19 protein-coding genes, 3 tRNA genes and 2 rRNA genes are annotated in these 26,128 nt (G+C 38.9%); 23 read left to right on the top strand and 1 reads right to left on the bottom strand.

Going from position 1 to position 26,128, the window contains the following annotated elements:
- Window positions 1–142 precede the first annotated feature (142 nt).
- The 5 genes from BN1058_RS08580 to BN1058_RS08560 all read left to right on the top strand — a co-directional run bounded on the left by BN1058_RS08580 (window position 143) and on the right by BN1058_RS08560 (window position 4,673).
- Window positions 143–1,156 carry an FAD:protein FMN transferase gene (locus BN1058_RS08580; protein WP_255307050.1) on the top strand — a complete coding sequence of 338 codons (1,014 nt, stop codon included), beginning with the start codon at window positions 143–145 and terminating at the stop codon, window positions 1,154–1,156.
- An 11-nt stretch (window positions 1,157–1,167) separates the two neighbouring features.
- Window positions 1,168–2,109, top strand: coding sequence for a 1,4-dihydroxy-2-naphthoate polyprenyltransferase (menA, locus tag BN1058_RS08575; RefSeq protein ID WP_090855674.1), 942 nt, complete (start codon window positions 1,168–1,170; stop codon window positions 2,107–2,109).
- 82 nt (window positions 2,110–2,191) lie between these two features.
- Window positions 2,192–3,010, top strand: a complete 819-nt coding sequence (locus BN1058_RS08570) for an energy-coupling factor transporter ATPase (protein WP_090855671.1) — start codon at window positions 2,192–2,194, stop codon at window positions 3,008–3,010.
- Complete coding sequence (locus BN1058_RS08565) at window positions 3,001–3,861, top strand: energy-coupling factor transporter ATPase (protein ID WP_090855668.1); 861 nt, start codon at window positions 3,001–3,003, stop codon at window positions 3,859–3,861. Before BN1058_RS08570 ends, BN1058_RS08565 begins: the two co-directional genes overlap by 10 nt.
- Window positions 3,858–4,673, top strand: a complete 816-nt coding sequence (locus tag BN1058_RS08560; protein ID WP_090855665.1) for an energy-coupling factor transporter transmembrane component T family protein — start codon at window positions 3,858–3,860, stop codon at window positions 4,671–4,673. The genes BN1058_RS08565 and BN1058_RS08560 overlap by 4 nt, the downstream gene beginning before the upstream one ends.
- A gap of 81 nt (window positions 4,674–4,754) precedes the next feature.
- On the opposite strand, the gene BN1058_RS08555 is transcribed toward BN1058_RS08560, so the two are convergent.
- Window positions 4,755–4,831 (bottom strand) — tRNA-Met (locus tag BN1058_RS08555).
- A gap of 241 nt (window positions 4,832–5,072) precedes the next feature.
- Here BN1058_RS08555 and spoIIE point away from each other — a divergent pair.
- The 18 genes from spoIIE (at window position 5,073) to BN1058_RS08465 (ending at window position 25,973) form a co-directional block, all read left to right on the top strand.
- Complete coding sequence (spoIIE, locus tag BN1058_RS08550; RefSeq protein ID WP_090855661.1) at window positions 5,073–7,523, top strand: stage II sporulation protein E; 2,451 nt, start codon at window positions 5,073–5,075, stop codon at window positions 7,521–7,523.
- Window positions 7,524–7,620: 97 nt separating this feature from the next.
- Entirely contained in the window at window positions 7,621–8,361 is a 741-nt protein-coding gene (locus BN1058_RS08545; RefSeq protein WP_090855658.1) for a VWA domain-containing protein, read from the top strand.
- A complete protein-coding gene (locus BN1058_RS08540) occupies window positions 8,330–9,277 on the top strand; it encodes a protein kinase domain-containing protein (protein WP_090855655.1) in 948 nt (315 codons plus the stop codon). Before BN1058_RS08545 ends, BN1058_RS08540 begins: the two co-directional genes overlap by 32 nt.
- Window positions 9,278–9,396: 119 nt before the next feature.
- The gene (gene tilS, locus BN1058_RS08535; protein WP_090855652.1) at window positions 9,397–10,803 is read left to right on the top strand and encodes a tRNA lysidine(34) synthetase TilS; all 1,407 of its coding nucleotides are present in this window, start codon (window positions 9,397–9,399) and stop codon (window positions 10,801–10,803) included.
- A 10-nt stretch (window positions 10,804–10,813) separates the two neighbouring features.
- Window positions 10,814–11,356 carry a hypoxanthine phosphoribosyltransferase gene (gene hpt, locus BN1058_RS08530; protein ID WP_090855649.1) on the top strand — a complete coding sequence of 181 codons (543 nt, stop codon included), beginning with the start codon at window positions 10,814–10,816 and terminating at the stop codon, window positions 11,354–11,356.
- 151 nt (window positions 11,357–11,507) lie between these two features.
- Window positions 11,508–13,496, top strand: a complete 1,989-nt coding sequence (ftsH, locus tag BN1058_RS08525) for an ATP-dependent zinc metalloprotease FtsH (RefSeq protein ID WP_090855646.1) — start codon at window positions 11,508–11,510, stop codon at window positions 13,494–13,496.
- 168 nt (window positions 13,497–13,664) lie between these two features.
- Window positions 13,665–14,447 (top strand): type III pantothenate kinase, encoded by a 783-nt coding sequence (locus BN1058_RS08520; protein ID WP_090855643.1) that lies wholly within the window; start codon window positions 13,665–13,667, stop codon window positions 14,445–14,447.
- A gap of 1 nt (window position 14,448) precedes the next feature.
- On the top strand, window positions 14,449–15,321 hold the full coding sequence (gene hslO / locus BN1058_RS08515) for an Hsp33 family molecular chaperone HslO (protein ID WP_090855640.1): 873 nt from the start codon (window positions 14,449–14,451) through the stop codon (window positions 15,319–15,321).
- Window positions 15,322–15,332: 11 nt separating this feature from the next.
- On the top strand, window positions 15,333–16,229 hold the full coding sequence (locus tag BN1058_RS08510; RefSeq protein ID WP_090855638.1) for a peptidylprolyl isomerase: 897 nt from the start codon (window positions 15,333–15,335) through the stop codon (window positions 16,227–16,229).
- Window positions 16,230–16,327: 98 nt separating this feature from the next.
- Window positions 16,328–17,254 carry a cysteine synthase A gene (gene cysK, locus BN1058_RS08505; protein WP_090855635.1) on the top strand — a complete coding sequence of 309 codons (927 nt, stop codon included), beginning with the start codon at window positions 16,328–16,330 and terminating at the stop codon, window positions 17,252–17,254.
- Window positions 17,255–17,374: 120 nt separating this feature from the next.
- Window positions 17,375–18,211, top strand: a complete 837-nt coding sequence (gene folP / locus BN1058_RS08500; RefSeq protein WP_090855632.1) for a dihydropteroate synthase — start codon at window positions 17,375–17,377, stop codon at window positions 18,209–18,211.
- On the top strand, window positions 18,204–18,569 hold the full coding sequence (gene folB / locus BN1058_RS08495) for a dihydroneopterin aldolase (protein WP_090855629.1): 366 nt from the start codon (window positions 18,204–18,206) through the stop codon (window positions 18,567–18,569). Before folP ends, folB begins: the two co-directional genes overlap by 8 nt.
- Window positions 18,566–19,087, top strand: coding sequence for a 2-amino-4-hydroxy-6-hydroxymethyldihydropteridine diphosphokinase (gene folK / locus BN1058_RS08490; RefSeq protein ID WP_090855626.1), 522 nt, complete (start codon window positions 18,566–18,568; stop codon window positions 19,085–19,087). Before folB ends, folK begins: the two co-directional genes overlap by 4 nt.
- Window positions 19,088–19,237: 150 nt before the next feature.
- Window positions 19,238–20,722: a lysine--tRNA ligase gene (lysS, locus tag BN1058_RS08485; RefSeq protein ID WP_090855624.1), complete on the top strand. Its 1,485-nt coding sequence runs from the start codon at window positions 19,238–19,240 to the stop codon at window positions 20,720–20,722.
- Window positions 20,723–21,085: 363 nt separating this feature from the next.
- A 16S ribosomal RNA gene (locus BN1058_RS08480) occupies window positions 21,086–22,653 on the top strand.
- A 97-nt stretch (window positions 22,654–22,750) separates the two neighbouring features.
- Window positions 22,751–22,827, top strand: a tRNA-Ile gene (locus BN1058_RS08475).
- 15 nt (window positions 22,828–22,842) lie between these two features.
- Window positions 22,843–22,918 (top strand) — tRNA-Ala (locus tag BN1058_RS08470).
- A 140-nt stretch (window positions 22,919–23,058) separates the two neighbouring features.
- A 23S ribosomal RNA gene (locus tag BN1058_RS08465) occupies window positions 23,059–25,973 on the top strand.
- The 16S and 23S rRNA genes sit together here with 2 tRNA genes alongside, the layout of an rRNA operon.
- Window positions 25,974–26,128: the final 155 nt, after the last annotated feature.

The raw sequence follows: 26,128 nt of genomic DNA, 5'->3' as shown, positions 1-26,128 counted from the left end.
ATACTTAAGTCGGAAAAATGTGAACGAGTTCACATTGAGGGTCGAAGTTCCAAGGTTTAAATAAGTATATCTATTATTATTTCATGTTAGAAAGGTTTTGACAACGTTGAAAAAGAAATATTTGTTGATTATTGCGGTATTTATGTTAATTGTAACAGGTTGTAATGCTAAAGAGCCAAATGTGATGGATTCCCCTTATAAAAGAACCGAATTTATGATGGGTACTATCGTAACATTAAAAATTTATGATGAAGGAAAAGAAGATGTAGTAGATGCTGCTTTTAGTGAGATGGAAAAACTAGCTCGCCAGATTGGAGTGGAAGAAACTCATTCTCAAATTGACCAAATAAATGATGCTGCTGGTGATTCACCTGTAGAAGTTTCAGACGCCATTTTCTCATTGATTCAAGCAGGAAAAAACTACAGTGAACAAGCTGAGGGTTCTTTTGATATTACGATTGGTCCATTAACCTCTTTGTGGCATATCGGTTATGAAGATGCAAAAAAACCTACACAAGAAGAGATTGATACTGTACTGCCATTGATTAATTATCAAAAAGTGGTTTTAAATGAAGCGGAACAAACGGTATTTTTAAAAGAGAAAGGAATGCAGATAGATTTAGGTGCGATAGCAAAAGGGTTTATTGCTGATCAAGTAACAGAACTATTAGATGACAATAATGTTACGACTGCAATTATTGATTTAGGTGGAAATATCTATGTTAAAGGTAACAACCCCAAAGGAAGCGAATGGACAGTTGGTATCCAAGATCCGTTTACTGAGCGTGGGAAAATAGTTGGTAAATTACATGCTAGTAATCAGTCTATTGTTACATCTGGTATTTATGAGCGATATTTAGAGGTGGATGGAGAGAGGTATCATCACATTTTAAACCCAATTGATGGCTATCCCTATAAGAACAAAATTGCAGGTGTTACGATTATTAGTGAAAAATCGATGGATGGGGACGCCTTATCAACGCTGATTTTTTCAAAAGGTTTAAAAGAAGGTTTGTCTTATATTGAAAAACAAGAAGGAGTAGAAGCAATATTTGTTGATAAAGATCGACAAATTTTTATTACTTCTGGATTAGATAATGAATTTGAATTAACAAATGAAGCATTTAAATTAGGAAATCGAGAGGATATTCAGTAAGGGGGGATACAATGTCTATTTCTACATTCCTAAAGTTAGTTGAAATACAAACAAAAATTGCAAGTGTATTTCCGTTTTTAATTGGGTGTTTGTTTGTGTATTATCGTTATGATACATTTCACCCACTGAATACGGCTATCTTTTTTCTTTCTATGTTAAGTTTTGATTTAACTACGACTGCAATCAATAATTATATGGACTATCGAAAAGCATCGACGGAATCGTACCGAAAAAACAGTAATATTATTGGTCAAAAAAACATTTCCGAATTAACTGTTATTAGTACCATACTTGGCTTATTAACTTTTGCTACAGTGCTTGGAATCTGGTTAGTTTTTCGTACGGATTTATTTGTATTATTAGTTGGTATGGTTTGTTTTGGAATAGGAATATTTTATACTTTTGGTCCCATTCCCTTCTCTAGAATGCCTTTAGGGGAGATTTTTTCTGGAGTAACAATGGGTTTTGGCATACTGTTTCTGGCTATTTATGTGAATGCATTCGATCAGGGGATTGTTCAGTTACTATGGCAAGGTAGAATGATTCGTTTAGAAGCTGATATATTGTTAATGTTTGAAATTGTTTTAATAAGTATACCTTGTGTGTTTACCATTGCTAATTTGATGCTTGCTAATAATATTTGTGATCTTGAAGAGGATATTCGAAACAAACGTTTTACCTTACCTTATTATATAGGGAAAAAATATGCGATTTGGTTATTTAATGGGTTATACGCTTTCTCATTTATTGCTATTATTACAGCTGTTCTACTACAATTGTTACCACCTATGTTATTGATTGTGTTATTGGTAAGTTATCCTGTATACAAGCATGTACGTAAATTTAATAAGAAACAAGTAAAATCTGAGACGTTTAGTGTAGCGGTTAAAAACTTAGTATTAGTCAATGGATCACTTGCTGCGATGCTGGCGTTAACTGTATGGTTTTACTAAAATAAAATTTAATGCTTTCTTTCACTTTGCTAATAACTAAGCATGACAGAGGAAGGCTAATTATAAAGGAGATGGAGAGCCATTGGTAGCTGATAAGACAATTATAGAAGTTGATAATCTTACGTTTCGTTATGATTTGCGTAAGAAGAAACAAATATTGTCTGCTATCTCCTTTTCTGTAAAGCAAGGGGAATGGATAGCTGTTGTAGGAGATAATGGTTCTGGTAAATCAACATTAGCCCGTTTACTTGTTGGTTTGTTAGAACCAGAGAATGGGACTATCACCATTGATGGAATACAATTAAATGAAGAAACAAAGTGGGATATACGTAAAAAAATAGGATTGGTTTTTCAAAATCCAGAAAATCAATTTATTGGTACAACTGTGCAAGATGACGTAGCGTTTGGATTAGAAAACAATAATACACCTTATAATGAGATGAAACAAATTGTTGAAGAGGCATTACAGTTAGTTGAAATGGATATGTATTGGGATCAAGATCCATCGCGCTTATCTGGTGGTCAGAAGCAAAGGGTTGCGATAGCTGGAATTCTTGCATTCAAGCCTAATGTAATCATCCTTGATGAAGCTTTCGTTATGCTTGATCCGAAAAGTCGTAACCAATTGTTATCTACATTAAAACAACTAAGAGAAAAGAGAAATATTACGATTATTTCTGTTACACATGATATGAATGAAGCGGCAATTGCAGATCGTATACTAGTTATGGATGATGGTACGATCATTCAAGATAGTACACCTGAAGCGGTATTTAAGACAAATCAACAGTTAGCTGCTCCATTTCCTGAACAGTTACGACGGAAATTAGCGGAGAGCGGAAGTAATGTGCCACAAACATACATGACAGAAGATGAAATGGTGAGATGGTTATGCAAGTGAACTTTAAAGGGGTAACAGCAGATTATCAAATTGGTCCTATTCGAAGTAGAAACATTTTACATCATGTAAATTTATGTTTGCCAAGTAAGTCTTTTACAGCAATTGTCGGGCATACAGGTGCAGGCAAGTCAAGTTTGTTAAAAACAGTAAATGGCTTGCTGCTTCCTAAAGAAGGGAAAATTCAAGTAGGGGATCAAACAATTACACCGGAGTTACAGTCAAAAGTAGTTTTAAAACATGTAAGACAGTCTGTGGGAATGGTGTTTCAATTTCCAGAGTCACAGTTGTTTGCTGAGACAGTAGAACAAGATATATGTTTTGGTCCGATGAACTTTGGTGTGTCTAAAGAGGAAGCGAAAAAATCAGCAAAGGATGCTATCTTAAATGTGGGGTTGGAAGAGGCTGTTTTATCTGCTTCTCCCTTTTCTTTATCTGGTGGTCAACAAAGACGTGTTGCTATTGCTGGTGTATTAGTGATGAATCCTGATGTACTAGTTCTAGATGAACCTGGCGCTGGTTTGGACCCGCAAGGCAAAGAGGAAATATTAACTTTAATAAAATATCTTCATGAATCAAAAGGTATTACGACGATTTTAGTAACACATGATATGGATGATGTTGCTCGCTATGCTGATGATGTCGTCGTAATGGAAAAAGGTAAAGTGGTTACATACAAGCCAGTCCATACGTTTTTTAATGATGTGGTACAGCTACATGCATGGTCTCTTGATTTACCTGAAGCACGACGACTTCAGTTACGATTAGAAGAGGAAGCTAATGTAAAACTACCAAAGGTTTGTCTTACAATAGATGATTTAGTAGCTGCTTTGATTGAGGTGGGACTAGCATGAATAAATTAATTTTGGGGAGATATTTCCCTGGAGACTCTTGGCTACACAAGCTAGATCCAAGAGCAAAATTAGTAGCTGCTATTGGCTTTATTGCGATTCTTTTTGTTGCAATTAACTGGCAAGGGTATTTATTACTTATATTATTTACTTTGTTTGTTATGCGATTATCTGGTATTTCATTGAAAATGTATATTCGAGGTGTAAGGCCATTAATATGGTTAATCTTATTTACCGTATCTCTACAAATATTATTCACCGCAGGTGGAACTGTTTACGTTGATTGGGGACCCATCACTATATCACAATATGGTTTGATAAATGGTGTATTTATATTTTGTCGATTTGTTATGATTATTTTCATTTCAACAGTAGTTACTCTAACCACAAAGCCGATTGATCTTACAGATGGGATTAATGCATTACTTTCACCATTGCGACTATTTAAGGTGCCGGTAGATGATATTTCACTGATGCTTACTATTGCATTGAGGTTTATCCCCAATTTATTAGATGAAACTCAAAAAGTAATGGATGCACAAAGAGCGCGAGGTACAACATTTGGTGAAGGTTCATTAGTTGAACAAATGAAAAAATTAGTACCAATTATTATGCCCCTTTTTGTTAGTTCATTGAAGCGAGCAGAGGATATGGCAGATGTAATGGAAGTAAGAGGCTATCAATCATCAAAGCCAAGATCAAGTTTTCGTAAATTAGCTTGGAAAAGAAAAGATACATTGGCGATTGTCACAATGCTTGCCTTAACAACAACGCTTGTATTATTACGTCAATTTGGAACTTATTATATGTACTAAGAAAAGTGTAAATAACTATGTATATAAAACAGTATAGTTAAACTAATTAAAAATATATTTATAATAAAAAGGTTTGTAAAATGGTAGCGGCGGAGGGGATCGAACCCCCGACCTTACGGGTATGAACCGTACGCTCTCGCCAGCTGAGCTACACCGCCAAAAGTAGTTTTAAAAGTCACAAGTGATATATTACAACAGCATAAATCTACTGTCAATAGTTAAATGAAAAGTAGTTAATTAAATTATAAGGAAATAAACAATTTCTATGACTTCCTGCTGAAAATAAAATAATGTAGCAGAAAATCGTCGAATATTTTGATACGATTGGTGGGATGTTTTGACAAAAAAATTCATTCATCTGTGGTTTAATAGTCAACATACTATACAGGGAGTGAAGGTATGTTGGAAACGTTATCAGGACCAAAAGTGATGGGTGGTTATGGGGAAAAAACAAAAAAGCGAAAAGAACAATGGAAGGATAATATACGAAAACTCATGGTAGAACAAGGGGGTTTTTTATATGTTATCGCCTTTTTATTAGGACGAGCAGTTGTTTTGCAATTATTATCACCATTTGTACTTGCTTTTCTTGCTTCAATTTGGCTTTTGCGTAGAGAGAAAGTACGACCAATCATGCTGATCATGGTAGCCAGTAGTTTGACAATTACTGGACAACATAGTTTCTATATTGCAACGGCGACACTAACATTTATCCTCTTTGCAGCAATTTTTAAATCATTTAAAGGTCAACATAAGATCGTCCCTATTATTGTTTTCTTTTCAAGTTTATTACCAAGGTTGACATCTTATGCGTTGTTTGAGGAATTAAACGTATTCCAATGGGTCTTGGCGGCAACAGAAGCAACGCTGAGTGCGGTTCTTGTATTAATATTTATGCAAAGTGTTCCACTATTATCACCAAAAAGATATAATCCAGCTTTAAAACATGAAGAGGTTATTTCTTTAATTATTCTCCTAGGGTCTTTATTAACTGGAATGATCGGGTGGGAAATACTAGGAGCTGATGTGGAACAGATTGCTTCAAGATACCTTGTGCTTTGGCTTTCTTTTATTGGTGGTGCAGCAATTGGCTCTACTGTTGGAGTAGTAGCAGGCTTAATTTTAAGTTTAGCAAGTGTTGGAAGCGTTTATCAGATGAGTCTACTTGCTTTTGGGGGGCTTTTAGGTGGATTGTTAAAGGAATGGGAGAAGATAGGGGTTAGCTTGGGTCTTTTTATTGGTACGGTTTTGCTCGGAATTTATGGAGGAGGATCGATTGTTCTAACATCGTCCCTTTTAGAAACCAGTTTTGCTGTTGGCTTATTCTTGTTAACACCCGTACGTTGGATCCGCGTGATGTCACGCTACATACCAGGGACTAGTGAACATGCAAAGGAACAACAGCTTTATGTTCAGAAAGTAAGGGATGCTACGGCAAATCGAATGGAACAATTCTCTGACGTCTTTCAAGCTTTGTCTAAAAGTTTTGAAATACAGAAAACGCAGGAACAAGAGACACGTGTACAAGAGGAGAAAGAACTCGATTATTTTTTAAGTAATGTCACAGAACGTACTTGTCAAAATTGTTTTAAAAAAGAGTGGTGTTGGGCACAGCATTTTGATAAAACATATGACCTAATGAATGAAGTAAAGGAAGACTTAGAATGTAATCAAGCTCCTAATAAATTATTACATACTAAGTTTTCCAATCATTGCGTGAAATCAAAGAAAATTTATGAAGTGATGAAAGAAGAATTATCCTATTATGAGGCAAATCAAAAGTTAAAAAAACAAGTTGGTGAAAGTCGCCGCTTTGTTGCCGATCAGTTATTAGGTGTATCGGAAGTGATGGGTGATTTTGCAAAAGAGATAGTCAAAGAAAGAGAAAATCATGAAAAGCAAGAAATGGAGATCATTGCCGCTTTAAAGCAAATGGGTTTTGAAATCTTAAAACTGGATATTTATAGCCTGAAAAAGGGAAACATCGATATTGAAATGGACTTATCTGTTTTTCAATATCATGGCGAAGGACAAAAGATCATTGCACCACTTCTCTCTGATATTTTACAAGAAACGATCGTTGTAAAAACAGAGGAAGTTTCTCCGTTACCAAATGGATATTGTCACCTTTATTTTACTTCTGCTAAAAGATACGTCGTTAATGTAGGAGTAGCGCATGCTGCAATGGGTGGTGGTTTTATTTCTGGAGATAGTTATTCGACAATGGAACTAAGCTCTGGCAAGTATGCCCTTGCAATAAGCGATGGGATGGGAAATGGTACACGTGCTCATGAAGAGAGCACAGAAACATTGCGATTATTACAACAAATTTTGCAATCAGGTATTGATGAACATGTGGCTATTAAATCCATTAACTCTATTCTTTCACTTCGTACAAACGATGAGATTTTTTCAACATTGGATTTAGCGGTGATTGATTTACATCATGCAGGTGTGCAATTCTTGAAAATTGGCTCTACTCCAAGTTTTGTAAAGCAAGGTAGTCAAATTCGTAAGGTTCAGGCAAGTAATTTACCAATAGGGATTATTCAAGATGTAGATGTAGAAGTTGTACATGATCAATTAAAAGATGGAGATATTTTGATTATGGCAAGTGATGGTATTTTTGATGGTCCAAAACATATTGAAAACATGGATGTGTGGTTTAAGCGAAAATTAAAAGAATTAGAAACAGATAACCCACAGGATATTGCTGATATTTTACTAGAGGAAGTGATTAGGGCAACGGAAGGTGCAATTGTAGATGACATGACAATAGTTGTCTCAAAGGTTTCAAAATTCCAACCAAAGTGGGCTACGATACCGTTCTATCAGAGTCACGCAAACTAATCTTTTATACGTTGAACAGTATAAACTTCTATGGTTTTGTCGAGAATGTTGGTAAGAAATGGCGTTATTGACAAAGGCTTAGGAGGAGTAAAAGAAAATGAGAAAAGGAACACTGAAACAAATATTATTAATAACCGATGGTTGTTCAAATCAAGGAGAAGATCCAGCGATGATTGCAAGCTTGGTGGCGCAACAAGGGATTACTGTCAATGTGATTGGGGTACTGGAAGATGATCAACACGAAAATCCTCCAGGGCTAGAGGAAGTAGAGGAAATAGCCCAAGCCGGTGAAGGCGTAAGTCAAATTGTCTATCAAAAGGCCTTATCACAAACCGTTCAAACAGTAACAAAACAAGCGATGACACAAACTTTACAAGGAGTAGTGAATCAAGAGTTAAAGCAGATTTTAGGCCCGAATCAGACCGTGGAATCTCTACCGCCAGAACAACGCGGTGAGGTAATGGAGGTTGTTGAAGATCTTGGTGAAACGTGCAACGTTGAAGTACTTGTTTTAGTGGATACAAGTGCAAGTATGCAAAACAAAATTCCAACAGTAAAAGAAGCTTTAATTGATTTATCTGTTAGTATGAATGCACGTATTGGCAAGAATCGGTTTTCTATTTATACGTTTCCTGGTAAAAGAAAGGTTGTCCAGAAAGTCATTGACTGGTCAGACAAATTAGATACGATATCTTCTGTTTTCCCAAAGCTTACAAGTGGTGGTATAACACCAACAGGTCCGGCTTTAAAAGAGGTGATGTATCAGTTCGGAAAATCAAAATTAATAAGGAGTATGAAAAGAGAAGATGAATCAACGATTGAGCAAGCAGGCAACTAGCTTTTTTCCTGGTTCAGTAATACGGGGGCATTGGCATAAACAACCATACACGGTCGTGTCTCTATTAGGGAAAGGGGCGATTGGATCTGTTTATTTATGTAAGCGAAGTGATGGCAAAAAAGTTGCGCTAAAAATAAGCGAAAAAAGTGCTTCCATTACCACTGAAGTAAATGTGTTAAAACAACTGTCCAAGGTCCAAGGTAAATTACTTGGACCTTCTTTATTTGATGTTGATGACTTCTTGCCATCAAGTGGCATGCGTCTGTCATTCTATGTAATGGAGTATGTGGAAGGAAAACCGGTTCCCGAATTTTTGAAGAAAAGAGGTAAGGATTGGTTTGGGGTATTCTTATTACAGTTGTTATCAGATTTAGAACGGCTACATCAGCATGGGTGGGTGTTTGGTGATCTAAAGTTAGATAATATTCTAGTAACAGATACTCCGCCAAGAATACGGTGGATTGATGTAGGTGGTACGACACAAATTGGTCGTTCCATTAAAGAATATACGGAGTTTTATGATCGAGGGTACTGGCAACTTGGTACGAGAAGGGCTGAGCCAAGTTATGATTTATTTGCTGTAGTTATGTTGGCTTTGCATTATGCTTATCCGAAGCAATTTGAACGAGGAACTAATCCAGAGCAAACATTAAGAAATAAAATAAAACAAGCGCATGTACTTCAGCCTTATCAGGTTTGTTTGGAGCGGGCGATGAAGGGTTACTATCGTTCTAGCTCTCAAATGTTAAACGAATTAAATCAATTATTGACAAAAAAGCGGGTACCAACGCAAAGGACACAAGCTATAACAAAAAATAAATTGACTCATACAGAAACAACCTTCCCATTGATAGAAACATCAGCAATTGGATTTGTGTCTACTTTATTTTTTATTATTTATCATTTTTTTATGTAATCATCCACTCAAAGATACTTTGTTTATATTTATATCAATGGATGATAGTGGTGTTCAAGTTGTAAGAAACATGATAGGATATACTTGTTTATTAAGCTTTGAAAGAAGATGAGTTTCAAATGTTAGAACAGAAAGTAAATCAATTTGTAAAACAGCATCAATTATTTCATAAAGGCGCTACATTAATGGTTGGCGTGTCTGGCGGACCAGATTCAATGGCTTTACTTCATTATTTGAATGAACAGAAGGAGCGTTGGAGTTGGACAATTATCGCTATATCTATTAATCATTGTTTGCGAGGAGAAGAAGCAGAAAATGATGTACAATATGTAGGTAATTTTTGCTCTACTTATCATATTACATTTGAAGGGGCTAAAGTTGATGTACCAAAATTAAAAAAAGAAAAACGTTTAGGTACACAAGAAGCAGCAAGAAAGTTAAGGTATACTTTTTTTGAAGAAAAAATGAAACAATATCAAGCAGACTATTTAGTGCTAGGCCATCATGGAGACGATCAAATTGAGACGATGTTTATGCGGATGACGCGAAGTGCGAATCCAAGCGCATTAAAAGGTATTCCGGTCAAACGTACATTTGCTACAGGCTATTTAGTGCGACCATTTTTAGCGATTAATAAAGAGATAATCGAGTCTTATTGTTTAGCTAACCATATTACTCCAAGGAGAGATCCATCTAACGACCAAGATGTGTATACGCGAAATTATTTTCGTAAACATTTATTACCATTACTGAAGGACCAGAACCCTAGCCTTCATCAATCGATACAAAAACTAAGTGAATCGGTTCATGCAGATAATGAATACCTAGAAGAACAAGCAAAAGAGGCTTTAGAGAGTGTACTAGATTTACCAATGAATCAATCGTTTGTATGTATTTCAATAAATCTGTTGAAAAAGTATCCGTTTGCTTTACAAAGACGAATGTTTCATCTAATATTAAATTATCTATACAATACTATTCCTTCTGGGTTATTTTACGAACATGAGCAACAATTTTTTAACCTTTTACATAGTGATCGAGCAAATGCTACGGTGGATTTACCAAATGGTTTAAAACTACATAAATCTTATGAAATGATTTCATTTCAGTTTAATCAAGGTGATATACCGTTTTTTTCCGCTTCATTACCTGTTCCAGGACAAATAATTTTACCCTCAGGCGAGAAATTACAAGCAAAGATCAAACAAAATAATATTTCTGATGTTCAAGGGAAGAATACATTAATGTTAGCAGCAGGTAATGTAGAGAATCACCTCCCATTAATCGTTCGTTATCGAAAATCAGGCGATCGAATTTATGTGAAGGGATTAGGCGGGAGTAAAAAGGTAAAAGATATCTTTATTGATAAAAAGATCCCCCTACAAGAAAGGGATCAGTGGCCACTAGTCGTTGACCAAGAAGGGCACGTATTATGGATAATAGGTTTAACTAAAGGGATGATTCCAAACCAAAAACAAGTGAAGCAACATATTCAATTGGAATATAAAGCGACAGAATATTTCTAGGAGGATCGGAATGCATAACGATATCGAAAAAGTATTGGTTTCGCAACAAGAAATCGAGGAAAAATGTAAAGATTTAGGCCAACAATTAGCTGAGGAATATCAAGATCGTTTTCCATTAGCGATTGGGGTACTAAAAGGGGCTTTACCATTCATGTCTGATATCCTTCGTTGTATGGATACGTATTTAGAAATGGATTTCATGGATGTGTCTAGTTATGGCGGTGAGATGCGTTCATCAGGAGAAGTTAAAATTGAAAAAGATTTAAATACAAAAGTTGAAGGAAGAGACTTGCTAATTATTGAAGATATTATTGATAGTGGACTAACATTGAGTTACTTAGTCGATTTATTTAAATATCGTAAGGCAAAATCGATAAAAATTGTTACATTACTTGATAAACCAGAAGGCCGAACCGTAGATATTAAAGCGGATATTGTTGGATTTGAAGTACCAAATGAATTCGTGGTTGGATATGGATTAGATTATCAGGAAAAATATCGAAACCTTCCATATATAGGTGTGTTAAAGCCGCATGTTTACGGTGGAGAATAATAAATCAAAAATAATTTAGTTAATGTATCATCTTTTTTAAAAAATAAGTAAGATAAAATAACATATCAAAAGGTAAATGCAATTAGTTGTAATCTCCCTTTTTGATATGATACTATTTACTATAGTTTTCTCGCTTGGGAGGAGGTAGGCAATGAATCGAATCGTACGTAATGTGATTTTTTATTTTGTTATATTTATCGTGGTGATCTCCGTTATGGGAGTATTTACTGGGCAAAATAATCAACAAAAAGAGTATAATGTAAGTGAATTTATGGAACAGTTTGATAAAGGTAATATTGCTGAAATGAAAATGAGGCCTTCTAATGGTGTCATGCGAATTACTGGGGAATTAGCAGATGAAGAGGATACGTCATTTGTTACTAATCTACCAGATAACCCTGAAATTGTTGCTGAAATTACAAAGCAGGGTGAAGAACAAGGGATTTTAACTTGGGATGAAGAAGAACAACCGAATGCGTGGTTAACGATATTAACTTCATTAATTCCGTTTGTGATTATATTTATTTTATTTTTCTTCTTGCTTAACCAAGCACAAGGCGGCGGAAGTCGTGTGATGAACTTTGGTAAGAGTAAGGCGAAAATGTATAGTGAAGATAAGAAAAAAGTAAGATTTAAAGATGTTGCCGGTGCTGATGAAGAGAAACAAGAACTTGTAGAGGTCGTTGATTTCTTAAAAGATCCACGAAAATTCTCAGCAATTGGTGCAAAGATTCCTAAAGGTGTGTTGTTAGTTGGACCACCAGGAACAGGTAAAACATTGCTGGCACGAGCGGTTGCTGGTGAAGCTGGTGTGCCATTCTTCTCTATAAGTGGTTCTGATTTCGTTGAAATGTTTGTTGGTGTTGGTGCTTCGCGTGTACGTGACTTGTTTGAAAATGCGAAGAAAAACGCGCCATGTATTATTTTTATTGATGAAATTGATGCTGTTGGACGTCAACGTGGAGCTGGTGTAGGTGGCGGACATGATGAACGTGAACAAACACTAAATCAATTGTTAGTTGAAATGGATGGCTTTGGTGAGAATGAAGGAATTATTATTATTGCTGCAACGAACCGTCCAGATATTTTAGACCCTGCATTGTTAAGACCTGGTCGTTTTGACCGTCAAATTACTGTTGATCGTCCAGATTTACGCGGGCGTGAAGATGTATTGAAAGTGCATGCACGTGATAAACCACTTGCTGAAGATGTTTCATTGAAAACAATTGCGATGCGTACCCCTGGTTTTTCGGGTGCCGATTTAGAAAATCTGTTAAATGAAGCTGCTTTAGTTGCGGCTAGAGGCGATAAAGAGAAGATCGAAATGGTCGATGTGGATGAGGCTATTGATCGCGTAATCGCTGGTCCAGCTAAAAAAAGCCGTGTTATTTCTGAAAAAGAAAAAAATATTGTTGCATATCATGAAAGTGGACATACAATTATCGGTATGGTACTAGATGATGCTGATATGGTACATAAGGTTACGATTGTACCTCGTGGGCAAGCTGGTGGCTATGCTGTTATGTTGCCTAAAGAAGATCGTTACTTTATGACAAAACCAGAACTCTTAGATAAGATTACCGGATTACTTGGTGGCCGTGTCGCTGAGGAAGTCATTTTTGGTGAAGTAAGTACTGGTGCTCATAATGACTTTGAAAGAGCAACAAATATAGCTCGTAAAATGGTTACTGAATATGGGATGAGTGATAAAATTGGACCGCTTCAATTTGGTAGCTCAGGTGGTCAAGTATTCCTTGGTCGAGACATGCAAAATGAATCCAATTATAGTGATGCGATTGCATATGAAATTGATCAAGAAATTCAAAACTTTATTAATCAATGTTATACAAGGGCCAAAGATATTCTTACAGAAAATAAAGATAAGTTAGAAATAGTTGCTCAAACATTGTTGGAGATAGAAACTTTAGATGCTTCACAAATTAAGTCTTTATTTGAAGATGGTGTATTACCTGATCCGGTCGTTTCTGAACAAGATGGTAAAGAGCCATCAGTAGAAACTGATACATCAAGTAATCAAGATGTAAAAGTAAACATTCAATCAAAAACATCTGATGAAACAACTACTGAATCAGATAGCGAACTGAACCAAGAAGAAACTGATTCAGACAAAAAAGAATAATAAGTTCAAAAGGAAGGTGTTCGCGTCACCTTCCTTTTTTCTTATGGTATAAAAGCAGAGATATAAGTAAATCAAGTTTGAATTATTCGATAAGAAACAGTAAAATTAGTCAAAAATAAGACCTTGATGACAAGGCGATTTTAAATCAATATAGAGTTGGTGATTGAGATGATATTTGTATTAGATGTTGGTAATACCAATACCGTTTTAGGTATCTTTAAGGACAATGCATTAAAGTATCAATGGCGAATCAAGACGGACAGAGATAAAACAGAAGATGAATTTGCGATGTTAATTAAGTCGTTCTTTCAACATGAGGCATTATCTTTTGCTGATATCCAGGGTGTAATTATTTCTTCTGTTGTTCCACCAATTATGTATGCGCTAGATAGTATGTCTGAAAAATATTTTAAACAAAAGCCAATCATTGTTGGTGAACAGTCGATGGCATCTTTGTTAAAAATAAAATATCCTAATCCAAAGGAATTAGGAGCTGACAGAATAGTTAATGCTATAGGGGCAATTGAGGAATATGGAGCACCCTTGATTATTATTGATTTTGGAACAGCAACCACTTATTGTTATGTTAATGAACAAGGTGAATATATGGGTGGAGCAATTGCGCCAGGTATTAATATATCTTTAGAAGCATTGTATACAAACGCTGCTAAATTACCAAAGGTTGAAATAACGCATCCAAATCAAATTATTGGCCTCTCAACAGTAGAGGCAATGCAGTCAGGGATTTATTTTGGTTACGTAGGTCAAGTCGACGAAATTGTTCGTAGATTTAAAAAGGTCAGTCCAAAGAAACCTACCGTAATTGCCACTGGCGGATTAGCTACTTTAATGTCAGACGAATCTAGTACGATTGAAGTGGTAGATCCAGCACTTACTTTAAAAGGATTATATACAATATATAAAAAAATAAAACAAAAGGAGCATCTATAAAATGAAAGATTATTTAATTAAAGCAACAGCTTTTAGCGGGACAATTAGAGCTTATGCAATAGAATCGACTGAAACCGTAGAAGAAGCGAGGAGAAGACACGATACATGGGCTACAGCTTCTGCGGCACTTGGTAGAACAATCACTGTCACAACGATGATGGGGGCTATGCTTAAGGGAAATGATAAATTGACCGTAAAAGTAGAAGGAACTGGACCAACTGGACCTATTGTAGCTGATGCTAATGCCAAAGGAGAAGTGCGAGGTTATATTACCAACCCACATGTTGATTTCGAGCTAAATAGTAATGGTAAATTAGATGTTGCTCGTGCAGTAGGTACATCAGGAAGTTTAAGTGTTGTAAAAGATTTAGGACTTAAGGAACATTTTACAGGTCAAGTGCCTATTGTTTCTGGAGAAATAGGTGAAGATTTTACTTATTATTTTGCAAACTCAGAACAAGTTCCTTCTGCAGTCGGTGCTGGTGTATTAGTTAATCCAGATCATACCATACTTGCCGCAGGTGGTTTTATCCTTCAGGTTATGCCTGGTGCAACAGATGAAACGATTGCACAAATTGAAAAACGGATTGCGACTATACCTCCTATTTCTACCTTAATAAGAGAAGGAAATACACCACAACAGATTTTAACACTGGTATTCGGTGAAGCTAATGTACAGATTCATGAAACACTTCCGGTCGCTTTTTCATGTTCCTGTTCCATCGATCGTATTAAAAATGCTATTAGAGGTTTAGGGAATGAAGAAATAAATAAGATGATAGAAGAAGATCATGGTGCAGAAGCGACCTGTCATTTTTGTAATGAAGTCTATACACTAACAGAGGATGAGTTAAACGAATTAAAACAATCATAAGGGGAGAGTTTATGAGGCGTAAGCTAGTATTGGGTATTATATTTATGCTTTTATTTACGAATGTAATTACCTTAGGCATGTGGCTGTGGAATAAAAGAAGTGAGATGATAGATTTTTCTGTAGAGTTAGATCCACGTAAAGCAGTAGCTGATGTGAACGATGAGAAAATAACATACCAAGAATGGTTAGCTTACTTAGAAAAACAATATGGAAAAAAAGCATTACAACAGATGATAAATACACATGTCATTGAACAGCTAGCAGCTCAAGAGAACCTCTCGATCAATGAAGGGGTATTGGATTTAGAGTTATCAGCGCTCTCTACTATGGAAGGTGTTTTAACGAAAAAAGCCATTCAGGAGAAAGAAGCGGAATGGACTAAAGAAATTACTGAACGGTTATATTTAGAAGAACTTGTTACAAAAGATGTACAAGTTTCTGAACAAGAAATTAGATCTTACTATCAACAATATAGTGATCAGTATCGTTTTTCTCCAACTATCCAGCTTTCGCATATCGTAGTTGAAGATAAGGATACAGCAGAAAAAATTACGAATGAGCTTGATGCTGGTGCTTCTTTTTCGTCTTTAGCTCGAGAATATACAATGGATGAAGCAACAAAAAGTGGCGGGGGTTACTTAGGTTTTTATACAAAGAACAGTAGCTTTTTACCAATAGAGTATTATGAACAATCACAACAATTAGAAGAATACATGTATAGTAAACCTTTTCAAACAACAGAGGGAATAGCGATCATTTATTTGCACCGTTTTTTACCGGAAGTCAATCTTAGTTACGAACAACTTCAAGCTCATTTAAGAAGAGAGCTTGCTTTAGAAAAAGTTAGCACGTATCCTGATGCTTCGCAGCTGTGGAATAAGTTAGAAATAGATTGGATATATGAATAATAGTTCTGTTTATTAATTGAAAATAGTTGACAATTCTATAGATATTGCATACAGTAATACTAAACTAATAAGATTACTCGGAATTAGGAGTGGTAAAAATGAAAATAGCGCAATCTATTGCGGAGTTGATTGGTAACACCCCTATTGTAAAGTTGAATCGGATAACAGCTGATGATGAAGCAGACATTTATGTAAAGTTAGAATTTATGAATCCGGGTAGCTCAGTTAAAGATCGTATTGCCTTAGCAATGATTGAAGCCGCAGAAGAAAGTGGTAGTCTGAATGCTGGAGATACGATTATTGAGCCTACGAGTGGAAACACAGGGATAGGGCTGGCGATGGTAGCTGCGATTAAAGGATACCGAGCTATTTTAGTTATGCCAGATACCATGAGTTTAGAGCGACGCAATCTCCTTCGTGCATACGGTGCGGAGCTAGTTTTAACGCCGGGAGCAGAAGGTATGAAAGGGGCAATAAAAAAGGCAGAGGAATTGCAAGATGCACATGGTTATTTTATGCCACAACAGTTTCAGAATGAGGCAAATCCTTCTGTTCATGAACAAACAACAGGCGTGGAGATTGTAGAACAAATGGGAGATCAACTGGATGCATTTGTTGCTGGTATTGGTACAGGTGGTACGATTACGGGTGCTGGAAAAGTACTAAAACAAACGTATAAAGACATTATGATCTATGCAGTTGAGCCTGAGGGATCTGCGATTTTATCTGGCGGTGAACCAGGTCCGCATAAAATTCAAGGAATTGGTGCAGGGTTTATTCCAGAAGTGCTAAATACAGCTATCTATGATCAAGTTATTACAGTTAGCAATGATAATGCATATGCATTGGCACGTGAAGCGGCTAAAAAAGAGGGATTGTTAGGTGGTGTTTCTTCCGGTGCAGCGATTTATGCAGCAAAACAGGTTGCAAAGAAACTCGGAAAAGGTAAGAAGGTGTTAGCAATTATACCAAGTAACGGAGAACGTTATCTATCAACACCATTATATCAATTTGACGATGTATAAGCTCTGATTACTATATAGCAACTTCCGTAAAAGGGGGTTGCTTTTTTGTTATAAAATAAATAAGATGTTTAATTAGTTAAGTAGATGATAGAATCAAATAGAAAAACAGGTGAAAAATTGATGAATCGATTAATTAAAACAAAACATGGAACACTTGATTTAAATCAAAAAACAATGATTATGGGGATTTTAAATGTGACGCCTGATTCGTTTTCGGACGGGGGAGAATATAATAGCTTAGATAAGGCGGTTAAGCAGGCGGTGAAAATGGTACAGGATGGTGCAGATATTATTGATATTGGCGGTGAATCAACTCGTCCAGGTCATACACCAGTTTCGGTTGAAGAGGAAATTACAAGAGTAGTGCCAGTCATAAAAGCAGTTAGAGACGCTGTATCTGTACCAATTTCTATTGATACTTTCAAAGCAGAAACAGCAAAGCGGGCAATAGAAGCTGGTGCCGATATCATAAATGATGTATGGGGAGCAAAGTACGACCAGCGTATTGCGGGAATCGCTGCTGAATATGATACACCAATTATATTAATGCATAATCGTTTAGATCGTAACTATAATCATTTCCTTGAAGATATGAAAGCTGACTTAAGAGAAAGTATAGCAATTGCTCATCAATTTGGGGTGTCATCTGAGAAAATTATATTAGACCCAGGTATTGGCTTTGCAAAGACGTTGGATCAAAATTTATTAGCAATACGATCTCTGGATCAAATCGTTGCTTTAGGTTATCCAGTTTTATTAGGTACGTCTCGAAAATCAGTGATAGCAAAAGTAACAGATTTACCAGTAGACCAACGAGATGAGGCAACAGGAGCTACGACTTGTTTTGGGATAACTAAAGGAGTAGATTTTGTTCGAGTCCATCATGTAAGTATGAATGCACGAATGGCAAAAATGATGGATGTAATGGTTAAGAAAGGGGAAGCAGAGAATGGATAAGATATATTTACATAAGTGTGCGTTTTATGGTTATCATGGTTTATTTCCAGAAGAAAACAAACTAGGACAACGTTTTTATGTAGATTTAGAATTAGAACTAGATTTACATTCAGCTGGTCTTTCGGATAATATGGAGGATACTATTAATTATGGTGCTGTTTATCAGGCAACAAAAGAAATTGTTGAAGGAAGACCGTTTAAATTGTTAGAAGCAGTGGCAGAAGCTATAGCAACTAAATTATTAAACGATTTCCCCAAATTACATACCTGTCGTATCAAGGTCGATAAGCCAGATCCCCCTATCCCAGGTCATTATCAAGCAGTTGCAGTTGAAATATACAGGAGTCGAGAAAAATGAATAGTTGCTATATAGCGCTTGGTTCTAATATTCCACCGCGTGATTATTATTTAAACCAGGCAATCGAAGCACTTAGGCAAGAAGAAGCTATTTGTATAAGATCTGTATCATCTATTTATGAGACAATCCCAGTTGGATATACGGATCAGTCAAACTTTTTAAACATGGTTATAGAAATAGAAACAAAGTTTTCTCCAACTGATTTATTAAAAGCTTGTCAAAAAATAGAACAGAAATTAGGGCGAAAAAGAATAAAAAGGTGGGGTCCTCGTACAATAGATCTTGACATTTTATTGTATAATCAAGAAAATATGAAGACAGAGTATCTAGTTATTCCACATCCAAGAATGCATGAGAGAGCATTTGTTTTAGTTCCATTGTATGAAATAGCTCCTAGTGCTTACATTCCATCTCTACAAAAGAAAGTTTCGAACGCATTATCCAACATACCAATGGGAGAAAAGAAAGGTGTAGTTAAATGGAAGTTTCCGATTAATGGGGATGAGAGAAGAGATTAATAAGCTAAAAACCAGATTATTTCGTCCTTTGTAAGAAAACTTATTTAGTGGTATGTTAGTATAAAATAAGTTTTGTTATTAACATTTCTACTTAAGGTAAGAAAAATTAATATATTGTTGCATAAAAATTAGATCATGGGAGTGAAAAAGATGTCAGAGGAACTAAATGAACATATGCGTGTGCGGCGCGATAAATTAGAGGTGCTTCGTCAAAAAGGTGTCGATCCATTCGGCGATAAATTTGAACGTACCCATTTATCTTCTGATCTAAAAGAAACGTATGAGACGTTTTCAAAAGAAGAATTAGAAGAAAAGGCAGTAGAAGTAACAATAGCTGGCCGAATTATGACAAAGCGTGGAAAAGGAAAAGCGGGATTTTCACATATACAAGATTTAAGTGGTCAAATTCAGTTATATGTAAGAAAAGATATGATTGGAGAAGAAGCTTACGAATTATTTAAAGCTGCTGATCTTGGAGATATTGTTGGTGTAACAGGTACAGTTTTTAAAACCAAGGTTGGTGAATTGTCTGTTAAAGTAACGACTTTTCAAGTATTAACAAAGTCTCTTCGACCATTACCAGAAAAATTTCATGGTTTAAAAGATGTTGAGCAGCGTTATCGTCAACGTTATCTTGATTTAATTACGAATCCAGAGAGTAAGGATACATTCATTACACGAAGCAAAATTATTCAGTCCATGAGAAGGTATTTAGACGGTGCTGGCTTTTTAGAAGTGGAAACACCAATGATGCATGGGATTGCTGGTGGTGCCACAGCTCGTCCTTTCATTACGCATCATAATGCATTGGATATTCCATTATATATGCGTATTGCGATTGAACTACATCTTAAGCGTTTAATTGTTGGTGGAATGGAAAAAGTATATGAAATAGGGCGAGTATTCCGTAATGAAGGGGTTTCTACTCGTCATAATCCTGAATTTACTATGCTTGAATTATATGAAGCTTATGCAGATTACCATGATATTATGACTTTAGTAGAAAATATGGTTGCGCATATTGCTAAAGAAGTAATTGGTACGACAACTATTACTTACGGAGAAGTAGAAGTCAATTTGGACCCGCAATGGAAAAGAGTGCATATGGTAGATGCGGTAAAAGAATATACAGGTGTAGACTTTTGGAAAGAAATGACCGATGAAGAAGCGAGAAAATTAGCAAAAGAGCATCGTATTGAAGTTCAAGAAACTATGACATTTGGACATGTTGTAAATGAGTTTTTTGAACAATGCGTAGAGGAAAAGTTAATTCAACCAACTTTTGTTTATGGACACCCTGTTGCAATTTCTCCGTTAGCCAAGAAGAATAAACAGGATGGTAGATTTACTGATCGGTTTGAATTATTTATAGTAGGAAGAGAGCATGCGAATGCTTTCTCAGAATTAAATGATCCCGTAGATCAACGAGAACGTTTTGAAGCGCAAGTAAAAGAAAAAGAACTTGGTAATGATGAGGCTCATGAAATGGATGAAGATTTCTTGGAAGCTTTAGAATATGGCCTGCCACCTACTGGTGGTTTAGGGATAGGGATTGATCGTTTGGTAATGTTGTTAGCTAACGCTCCTTCCATTAGAGATGTATTGTTATTTCCGCAAATGCGAAATCGTGATTAAAGCTAGTTTTAAAGCTCTTGTAATTAATATGCTTACGAGAGCTTTAATTTTAAAATTTGTTGTTGACTTTGTTTGTTAAGGGTGATATATTATTTAAGTCGCTGATTTTTGTAGTAATTAACCGACAAAAGCCGACAAAAAAATATAAAAAACCTGTTGACAAATATAGTTGTTTTTTATATAATATAAAAGCTGTCGCAAACAGATGGTGAACATTTGATCTTTGAAAACTGAACAAAACAACCAATATGTTAAGAAGTAACATGCTAGTCAAGTAATGAGTAAGCAAACTCAATGATTGTCGACTAAGTTCGCAACATCCGTGTTGCAACGTTGATGTCAGCACATCCGTGTGCAAGCAATTTTATGGAGAGTTTGATCTTGGCTCAGGACGAACGCTGGCGGCGTGCCTAATACATGCAAGTCGAGCGCAGGAAGCAAGCAATCACCCTTCGGGGTGTGCGCTTGTGGAATGAGCGGCGGACGGGTGAGTAACACGTGGGCAACCTACCTGTAAGACTGGGATAACTCCGGGAAACCGGGGCTAATACCGGATAAAACATTGGTTTGCATAAACCAATGATGAAAGGCGGCTTTTAGCTGTCACTTACAGATGGGCCCGCGGCGCATTAGCTAGTTGGTGAGGTAATGGCTCACCAAGGCAACGATGCGTAGCCGACCTGAGAGGGTGATCGGCCACACTGGGACTGAGACACGGCCCAGACTCCTACGGGAGGCAGCAGTAGGGAATCTTCCGCAATGGACGAAAGTCTGACGGAGCAACGCCGCGTGAACGAAGAAGGTTTTCGGATCGTAAAGTTCTGTTGTTAGGGAAGAACACGTACCGTTCAAATAGGGCGGTACCTTGACGGTACCTAACGAGGAAGCCCCGGCTAACTACGTGCCAGCAGCCGCGGTAATACGTAGGGGGCAAGCGTTGTCCGGAATTATTGGGCGTAAAGCGCGCGCAGGCGGTTTTTTAAGTCTGATGTGAAATCTTGTGGCTCAACCACAAGCGGTCATTGGAAACTGGAGAACTTGAGTGCAGAAGAGGAGAGTGGAATTCCACGTGTAGCGGTGAAATGCGTAGATATGTGGAGGAACACCAGTGGCGAAGGCGACTCTCTGGTCTGTAACTGACGCTGAGGCGCGAAAGCGTGGGTAGCGAACAGGATTAGATACCCTGGTAGTCCACGCCGTAAACGATGAGTGCTAGGTGTTAGGGGGTTTCCGCCCCTTAGTGCTGCAGTTAACGCATTAAGCACTCCGCCTGGGGAGTACGGCCGCAAGGCTGAAACTCAAAAGAATTGACGGGGACCCGCACAAGCGGTGGAGCATGTGGTTTAATTCGAAGCAACGCGAAGAACCTTACCAGGTCTTGACATCCGCTGCAAACCCTAGAGATAGGGCGTTCCCTTCGGGGACAGCGTGACAGGTGGTGCATGGTTGTCGTCAGCTCGTGTCGTGAGATGTTGGGTTAAGTCCCGCAACGAGCGCAACCCTTAATCTTAGTTGCCAGCATTAAGTTGGGCACTCTAAGGTGACTGCCGGTGACAAACCGGAGGAAGGTGGGGATGACGTCAAATCATCATGCCCCTTATGACCTGGGCTACACACGTGCTACAATGGATGGTACAAAGGGCAGCGAAGCGGTGACGCATTAGCAAATCCCATAAAACCATTCTCAGTTCGGATTGTAGGCTGCAACTCGCCTACATGAAGCCGGAATCGCTAGTAATCGCGGATCAGCATGCCGCGGTGAATACGTTCCCGGGTCTTGTACACACCGCCCGTCACACCACGAGAGTTGGCAACACCCGAAGTCGGTGAGGTAACCTTTTTGGAGCCAGCCGCCGAAGGTGGGGCCAATGATTGGGGTGAAGTCGTAACAAGGTAGCCGTATCGGAAGGTGCGGCTGGATCACCTCCTTTCTAAGGATAATAGGAAACAGCTTTTCAGCTGTATAAGCATGTTGGTTGTTTGGTTCAGTTTTGAGAGATTAATTTCACCCTCGCATATTCATAGGATGGGCCTGTAGCTCAGCTGGTTAGAGCGCACGCCTGATAAGCGTGAGGTCGGTGGTTCGAGTCCACTCAGGCCCACCATTCTATTCTTAATTTGGGGCCTTAGCTCAGCTGGGAGAGCGCCTGCTTTGCACGCAGGAGGTCAGCGGTTCGATCCCGCTAGGCTCCACCATTCAATTATGTACCTTGAAAACTAGATAAGAAATCAAAAAGGTGAAGACGACTGATCAATATTAGGAGTCTGAACTGGATTGAGTATGACAAGACATCATATCAAACGTAAGAACCAAACGTCTTTTTACTGTAAGAAATAGTTAAGTAAATAAGGGCGCACGGTGGATGCCTTGGCACTAGGAGCCGAAGAAGGACGGGACAAACACCGATATGTCTCGGGGAGCCGTACGTAGGCAACGATCCGGGAATTTCCGAATGGGGGAACCCCCTGCTCGTAATGGAGTAGGACAGCATACTAAATACATAGGTATGTTGAGGCAGACCCGGGGAACTGAAACATCTCAGTACCCGGAGGAAGAGAAAGCAAACGCGATTTCCTGAGTAGCGGCGAGCGAAACGGAATTAGCCCAAACCAAAAAGCTTGCTTTTTGGGGTTGTAGGACACTCCATTGGAGTTACAAAGAAACATATTACATGAATCGATCTGGAAAGATCAGCCGAAGAAGGTAACAGCCCTGTAATGAAAAGTATGTTTCCTCCGGAGTGGATCCTGAGTACGGCGGAACACGTGAAATTCCGTCGGAATCCGGGAGGACCATCTCCCAAGGCTAAATACTCCCTAGTGACCGATAGTGAACCAGTACCGTGAGGGAAAGGTGAAAAGCACCCCGGAAGGGGAGTGAAAGAGATCCTGAAACCGTGTGCCTACAAGTAGTCGAAGCCCGTTAATGGGTGACGGCGTACCTTTTGTAGAATGGACCGGCGAGTTACGATTCTTTGCAAGGTTAAACCGCATAGGTGGAGCCGCAGCGAAAGCGAGTCTGAATAGGGCGATAGAGTAAAGGGTCGTAGACCCGAAACCGTGTGATCTACCCATGTCCAGGGTGAAGGTCAGGTAACACTGACTGGAGGCCCGAACCCACGTATGTTGAAAAATGCGGGGATGAGGTGTGGGTAGGGGTGAAATGCCAATCGAACACGGAGATAGCTGGTTCTCTCCGAAATAGCTTTAGGGCTAGCCTCAAGGAGCGTATGTTGGAGGTAGAGCACTGATTGGACTAGGGGCCCTCATCGGGTTACCGAATTCAGTCAAACTCCGAATGCCAATCATATAGCCTTGGGAGTCAGACTATGGGTGATAAGGTTCATAGTCGAAAGGGAAACAGCCCAGACCGTCAGCTAAGGTCCCAAAGTATACGTTAAGTGGAAAAGGATGTGGCGTTGCACAGACAACCAGGATGTTGGCTTAGAAGCAGCCATCATTTAAAGAGTGCGTAATAGCTCACTGGTCGAGTGACGCTGCGCCGAAAATGTACCGGGGCTAAACGTATCACCGAAGCTACGGATTGTTCTTCGAACAATGGTAGGAGAGCGTTCAACGTGCCGTGAAGTCAGACCGTGAGGACTGGTGGAGCGCGTTGAAGTGAGAATGCCGGTATGAGTAGCGAAATAGAAGTGAGAATCTTCTACACCGAAAGCCTAAGGTTTCCTGAGGAAGGCTCGTCCGCTCAGGGTTAGTCGGGACCTAAGCCGAGGCCGAAAGGCGTAGGCGATGGACAACAGGTTGATATTCCTGTACCACCTCGTGACCGTTTGAACAACGGGGGGACGCAGAAGGATATGGAAAGCGTGCTGCTGGTTAGGCACGTCCAAGCAGTGAGTGTGTCAGATAGGCAAATCCGTCTGATAAGCACAAGCTGTGATGGGGAGGGAAATTTAGTACCGAAGTTCCAGATTTCACACTGCCAAGAAAAGCCTCTAGTGAGGTCACAGGTGCCCGTACCGCAAACCGACACAGGTAGGCGAGAAGAGAATTCTAAGGTGAGCGGGAGAACTCTCGTTAAGGAACTCGGCAAAATGACCCCGTAACTTTGGGAGAAGGGGTGCTTCTTGCATGAGAAGCCGCAGTGAATAGGCCCAAGCGACTGTTTAGCAAAAACACAGGTCTCTGCAAAGCCGAAAGGCGACGTATAGGGGCTGACACCTGCCCGGTGCTGGAAGGTTAAGGGGACATGTTAGCTCTTTTAGAGCGAAGCATTGAACCGAAGCCCCAGTAAACGGCGGCCGTAACTATAACGGTCCTAAGGTAGCGAAATTCCTTGTCGGGTAAGTTCCGACCCGCACGAAAGGTGCAACGACTTGGGCACTGTCTCAACGAGAGACCCGGTGAAATTATACGATGCGTGAAGATGCGCATTACCCGCGACAGGACGGAAAGACCCCGTGGAGCTTTACTGTAGCCTGATATTGAATGTTGGCACAGCTTGTACAGGATAGGTGGGAGCCGTAGAAGCGTGAGCGCTAGCTTACGTGGAGGCGCCGGTGGGATACCACCCTGGCTGTGTTGACCTTCTAACCCAGGACCGTGATCCGGTCCGGAGACAGTGTCAGGCGGGCAGTTTGACTGGGGCGGTCGCCTCCTAAAGAGTAACGGAGGCGCCCAAAGGTTCCCTCAGAATGGTTGGAAATCATTCGAAGAGTGTAAAGGCAGAAGGGAGCTTGACTGCGAGACCTACAAGTCGAGCAGGGACGAAAGTCGGGCTTAGTGATCCGGCGGTACCGAATGGAAGGGCCGTCGCTCAACGGATAAAAGCTACCCCGGGGATAACAGGCTTATCTCCCCCAAGAGTCCACATCGACGGGGAGGTTTGGCACCTCGATGTCGGCTCATCGCATCCTGGGGCTGTAGTCGGTCCCAAGGGTTGGGCTGTTCGCCCATTAAAGCGGTACGCGAGCTGGGTTCAGAACGTCGTGAGACAGTTCGGTCCCTATCCGTCGTGGGCGTTGGAAGTTTGAGAGGAGCTGTCCTTAGTACGAGAGGACCGGGATGGACACACCGCTGGTGCACCAGTTGTTCCGCCAGGAGCATCGCTGGGTAGCTACGTGTGGTAGGGATAAGTGCTGAAAGCATCTAAGCATGAAGCCCCCCTCAAGATGAGACTTCCCATCTTTTAGAGTAAGATCCCTCAGAGACGATGAGGTAGATAGGTTCGAGGTGGAAGCGTGGTGACACGTGCAGCTGACGAATACTAATCGATCGAGGACTTAACTATATTTAAAAAGCGAAAACGACCGTTTAGCAACGTACAAACTGGACTGAACCGTAGGAGATAAAGGAAACACAATGAGCATAGCGAATTGATGTTAACTTATCGTACGAAGGCGAAGGAAGTTATGCTAGTTGCTGGGAGTTGTAGCTAGATTATAT

The sequence above is a fragment of the Paraliobacillus sp. PM-2 genome, from assembly GCF_001368815.1.
Classification (GTDB): domain Bacteria; phylum Bacillota; class Bacilli; order Bacillales; family Amphibacillaceae; genus Paraliobacillus.
The sequence above is the reverse complement of the archived record's forward strand: the minus strand, read 5'-3'. Positions and strand labels throughout refer to the sequence as shown.

Coding starts and splice junctions, on each gene's coding strand:
- folB (WP_090855629.1), top strand. CDS start 18,204: ATGGATAAGATATATTTACATAAGTGTGCGTTTTATGGTTATCATGGT.
- spoIIE (WP_090855661.1), top strand. CDS start 5,073: ATGTTGGAAACGTTATCAGGACCAAAAGTGATGGGTGGTTATGGGGAA.
- menA (WP_090855674.1), top strand. CDS start 1,168: ATGTCTATTTCTACATTCCTAAAGTTAGTTGAAATACAAACAAAAATT.
- BN1058_RS08545 (WP_090855658.1), top strand. CDS start 7,621: ATGAGAAAAGGAACACTGAAACAAATATTATTAATAACCGATGGTTGT.
- folK (WP_090855626.1), top strand. CDS start 18,566: ATGAATAGTTGCTATATAGCGCTTGGTTCTAATATTCCACCGCGTGAT.
- hpt (WP_090855649.1), top strand. CDS start 10,814: ATGCATAACGATATCGAAAAAGTATTGGTTTCGCAACAAGAAATCGAG.
- BN1058_RS08560 (WP_090855665.1), top strand. CDS start 3,858: ATGAATAAATTAATTTTGGGGAGATATTTCCCTGGAGACTCTTGGCTA.
- hslO (WP_090855640.1), top strand. CDS start 14,449: ATGAAAGATTATTTAATTAAAGCAACAGCTTTTAGCGGGACAATTAGA.
- BN1058_RS08565 (WP_090855668.1), top strand. CDS start 3,001: ATGCAAGTGAACTTTAAAGGGGTAACAGCAGATTATCAAATTGGTCCT.
- BN1058_RS08510 (WP_090855638.1), top strand. CDS start 15,333: ATGAGGCGTAAGCTAGTATTGGGTATTATATTTATGCTTTTATTTACG.
- tilS (WP_090855652.1), top strand. CDS start 9,397: ATGTTAGAACAGAAAGTAAATCAATTTGTAAAACAGCATCAATTATTT.
- BN1058_RS08580 (WP_255307050.1), top strand. CDS start 143: ATGTTAATTGTAACAGGTTGTAATGCTAAAGAGCCAAATGTGATGGAT.
- ftsH (WP_090855646.1), top strand. CDS start 11,508: ATGAATCGAATCGTACGTAATGTGATTTTTTATTTTGTTATATTTATC.
- cysK (WP_090855635.1), top strand. CDS start 16,328: ATGAAAATAGCGCAATCTATTGCGGAGTTGATTGGTAACACCCCTATT.
- lysS (WP_090855624.1), top strand. CDS start 19,238: ATGTCAGAGGAACTAAATGAACATATGCGTGTGCGGCGCGATAAATTA.
- BN1058_RS08540 (WP_090855655.1), top strand. CDS start 8,330: ATGAATCAACGATTGAGCAAGCAGGCAACTAGCTTTTTTCCTGGTTCA.
- BN1058_RS08520 (WP_090855643.1), top strand. CDS start 13,665: ATGATATTTGTATTAGATGTTGGTAATACCAATACCGTTTTAGGTATC.
- folP (WP_090855632.1), top strand. CDS start 17,375: ATGAATCGATTAATTAAAACAAAACATGGAACACTTGATTTAAATCAA.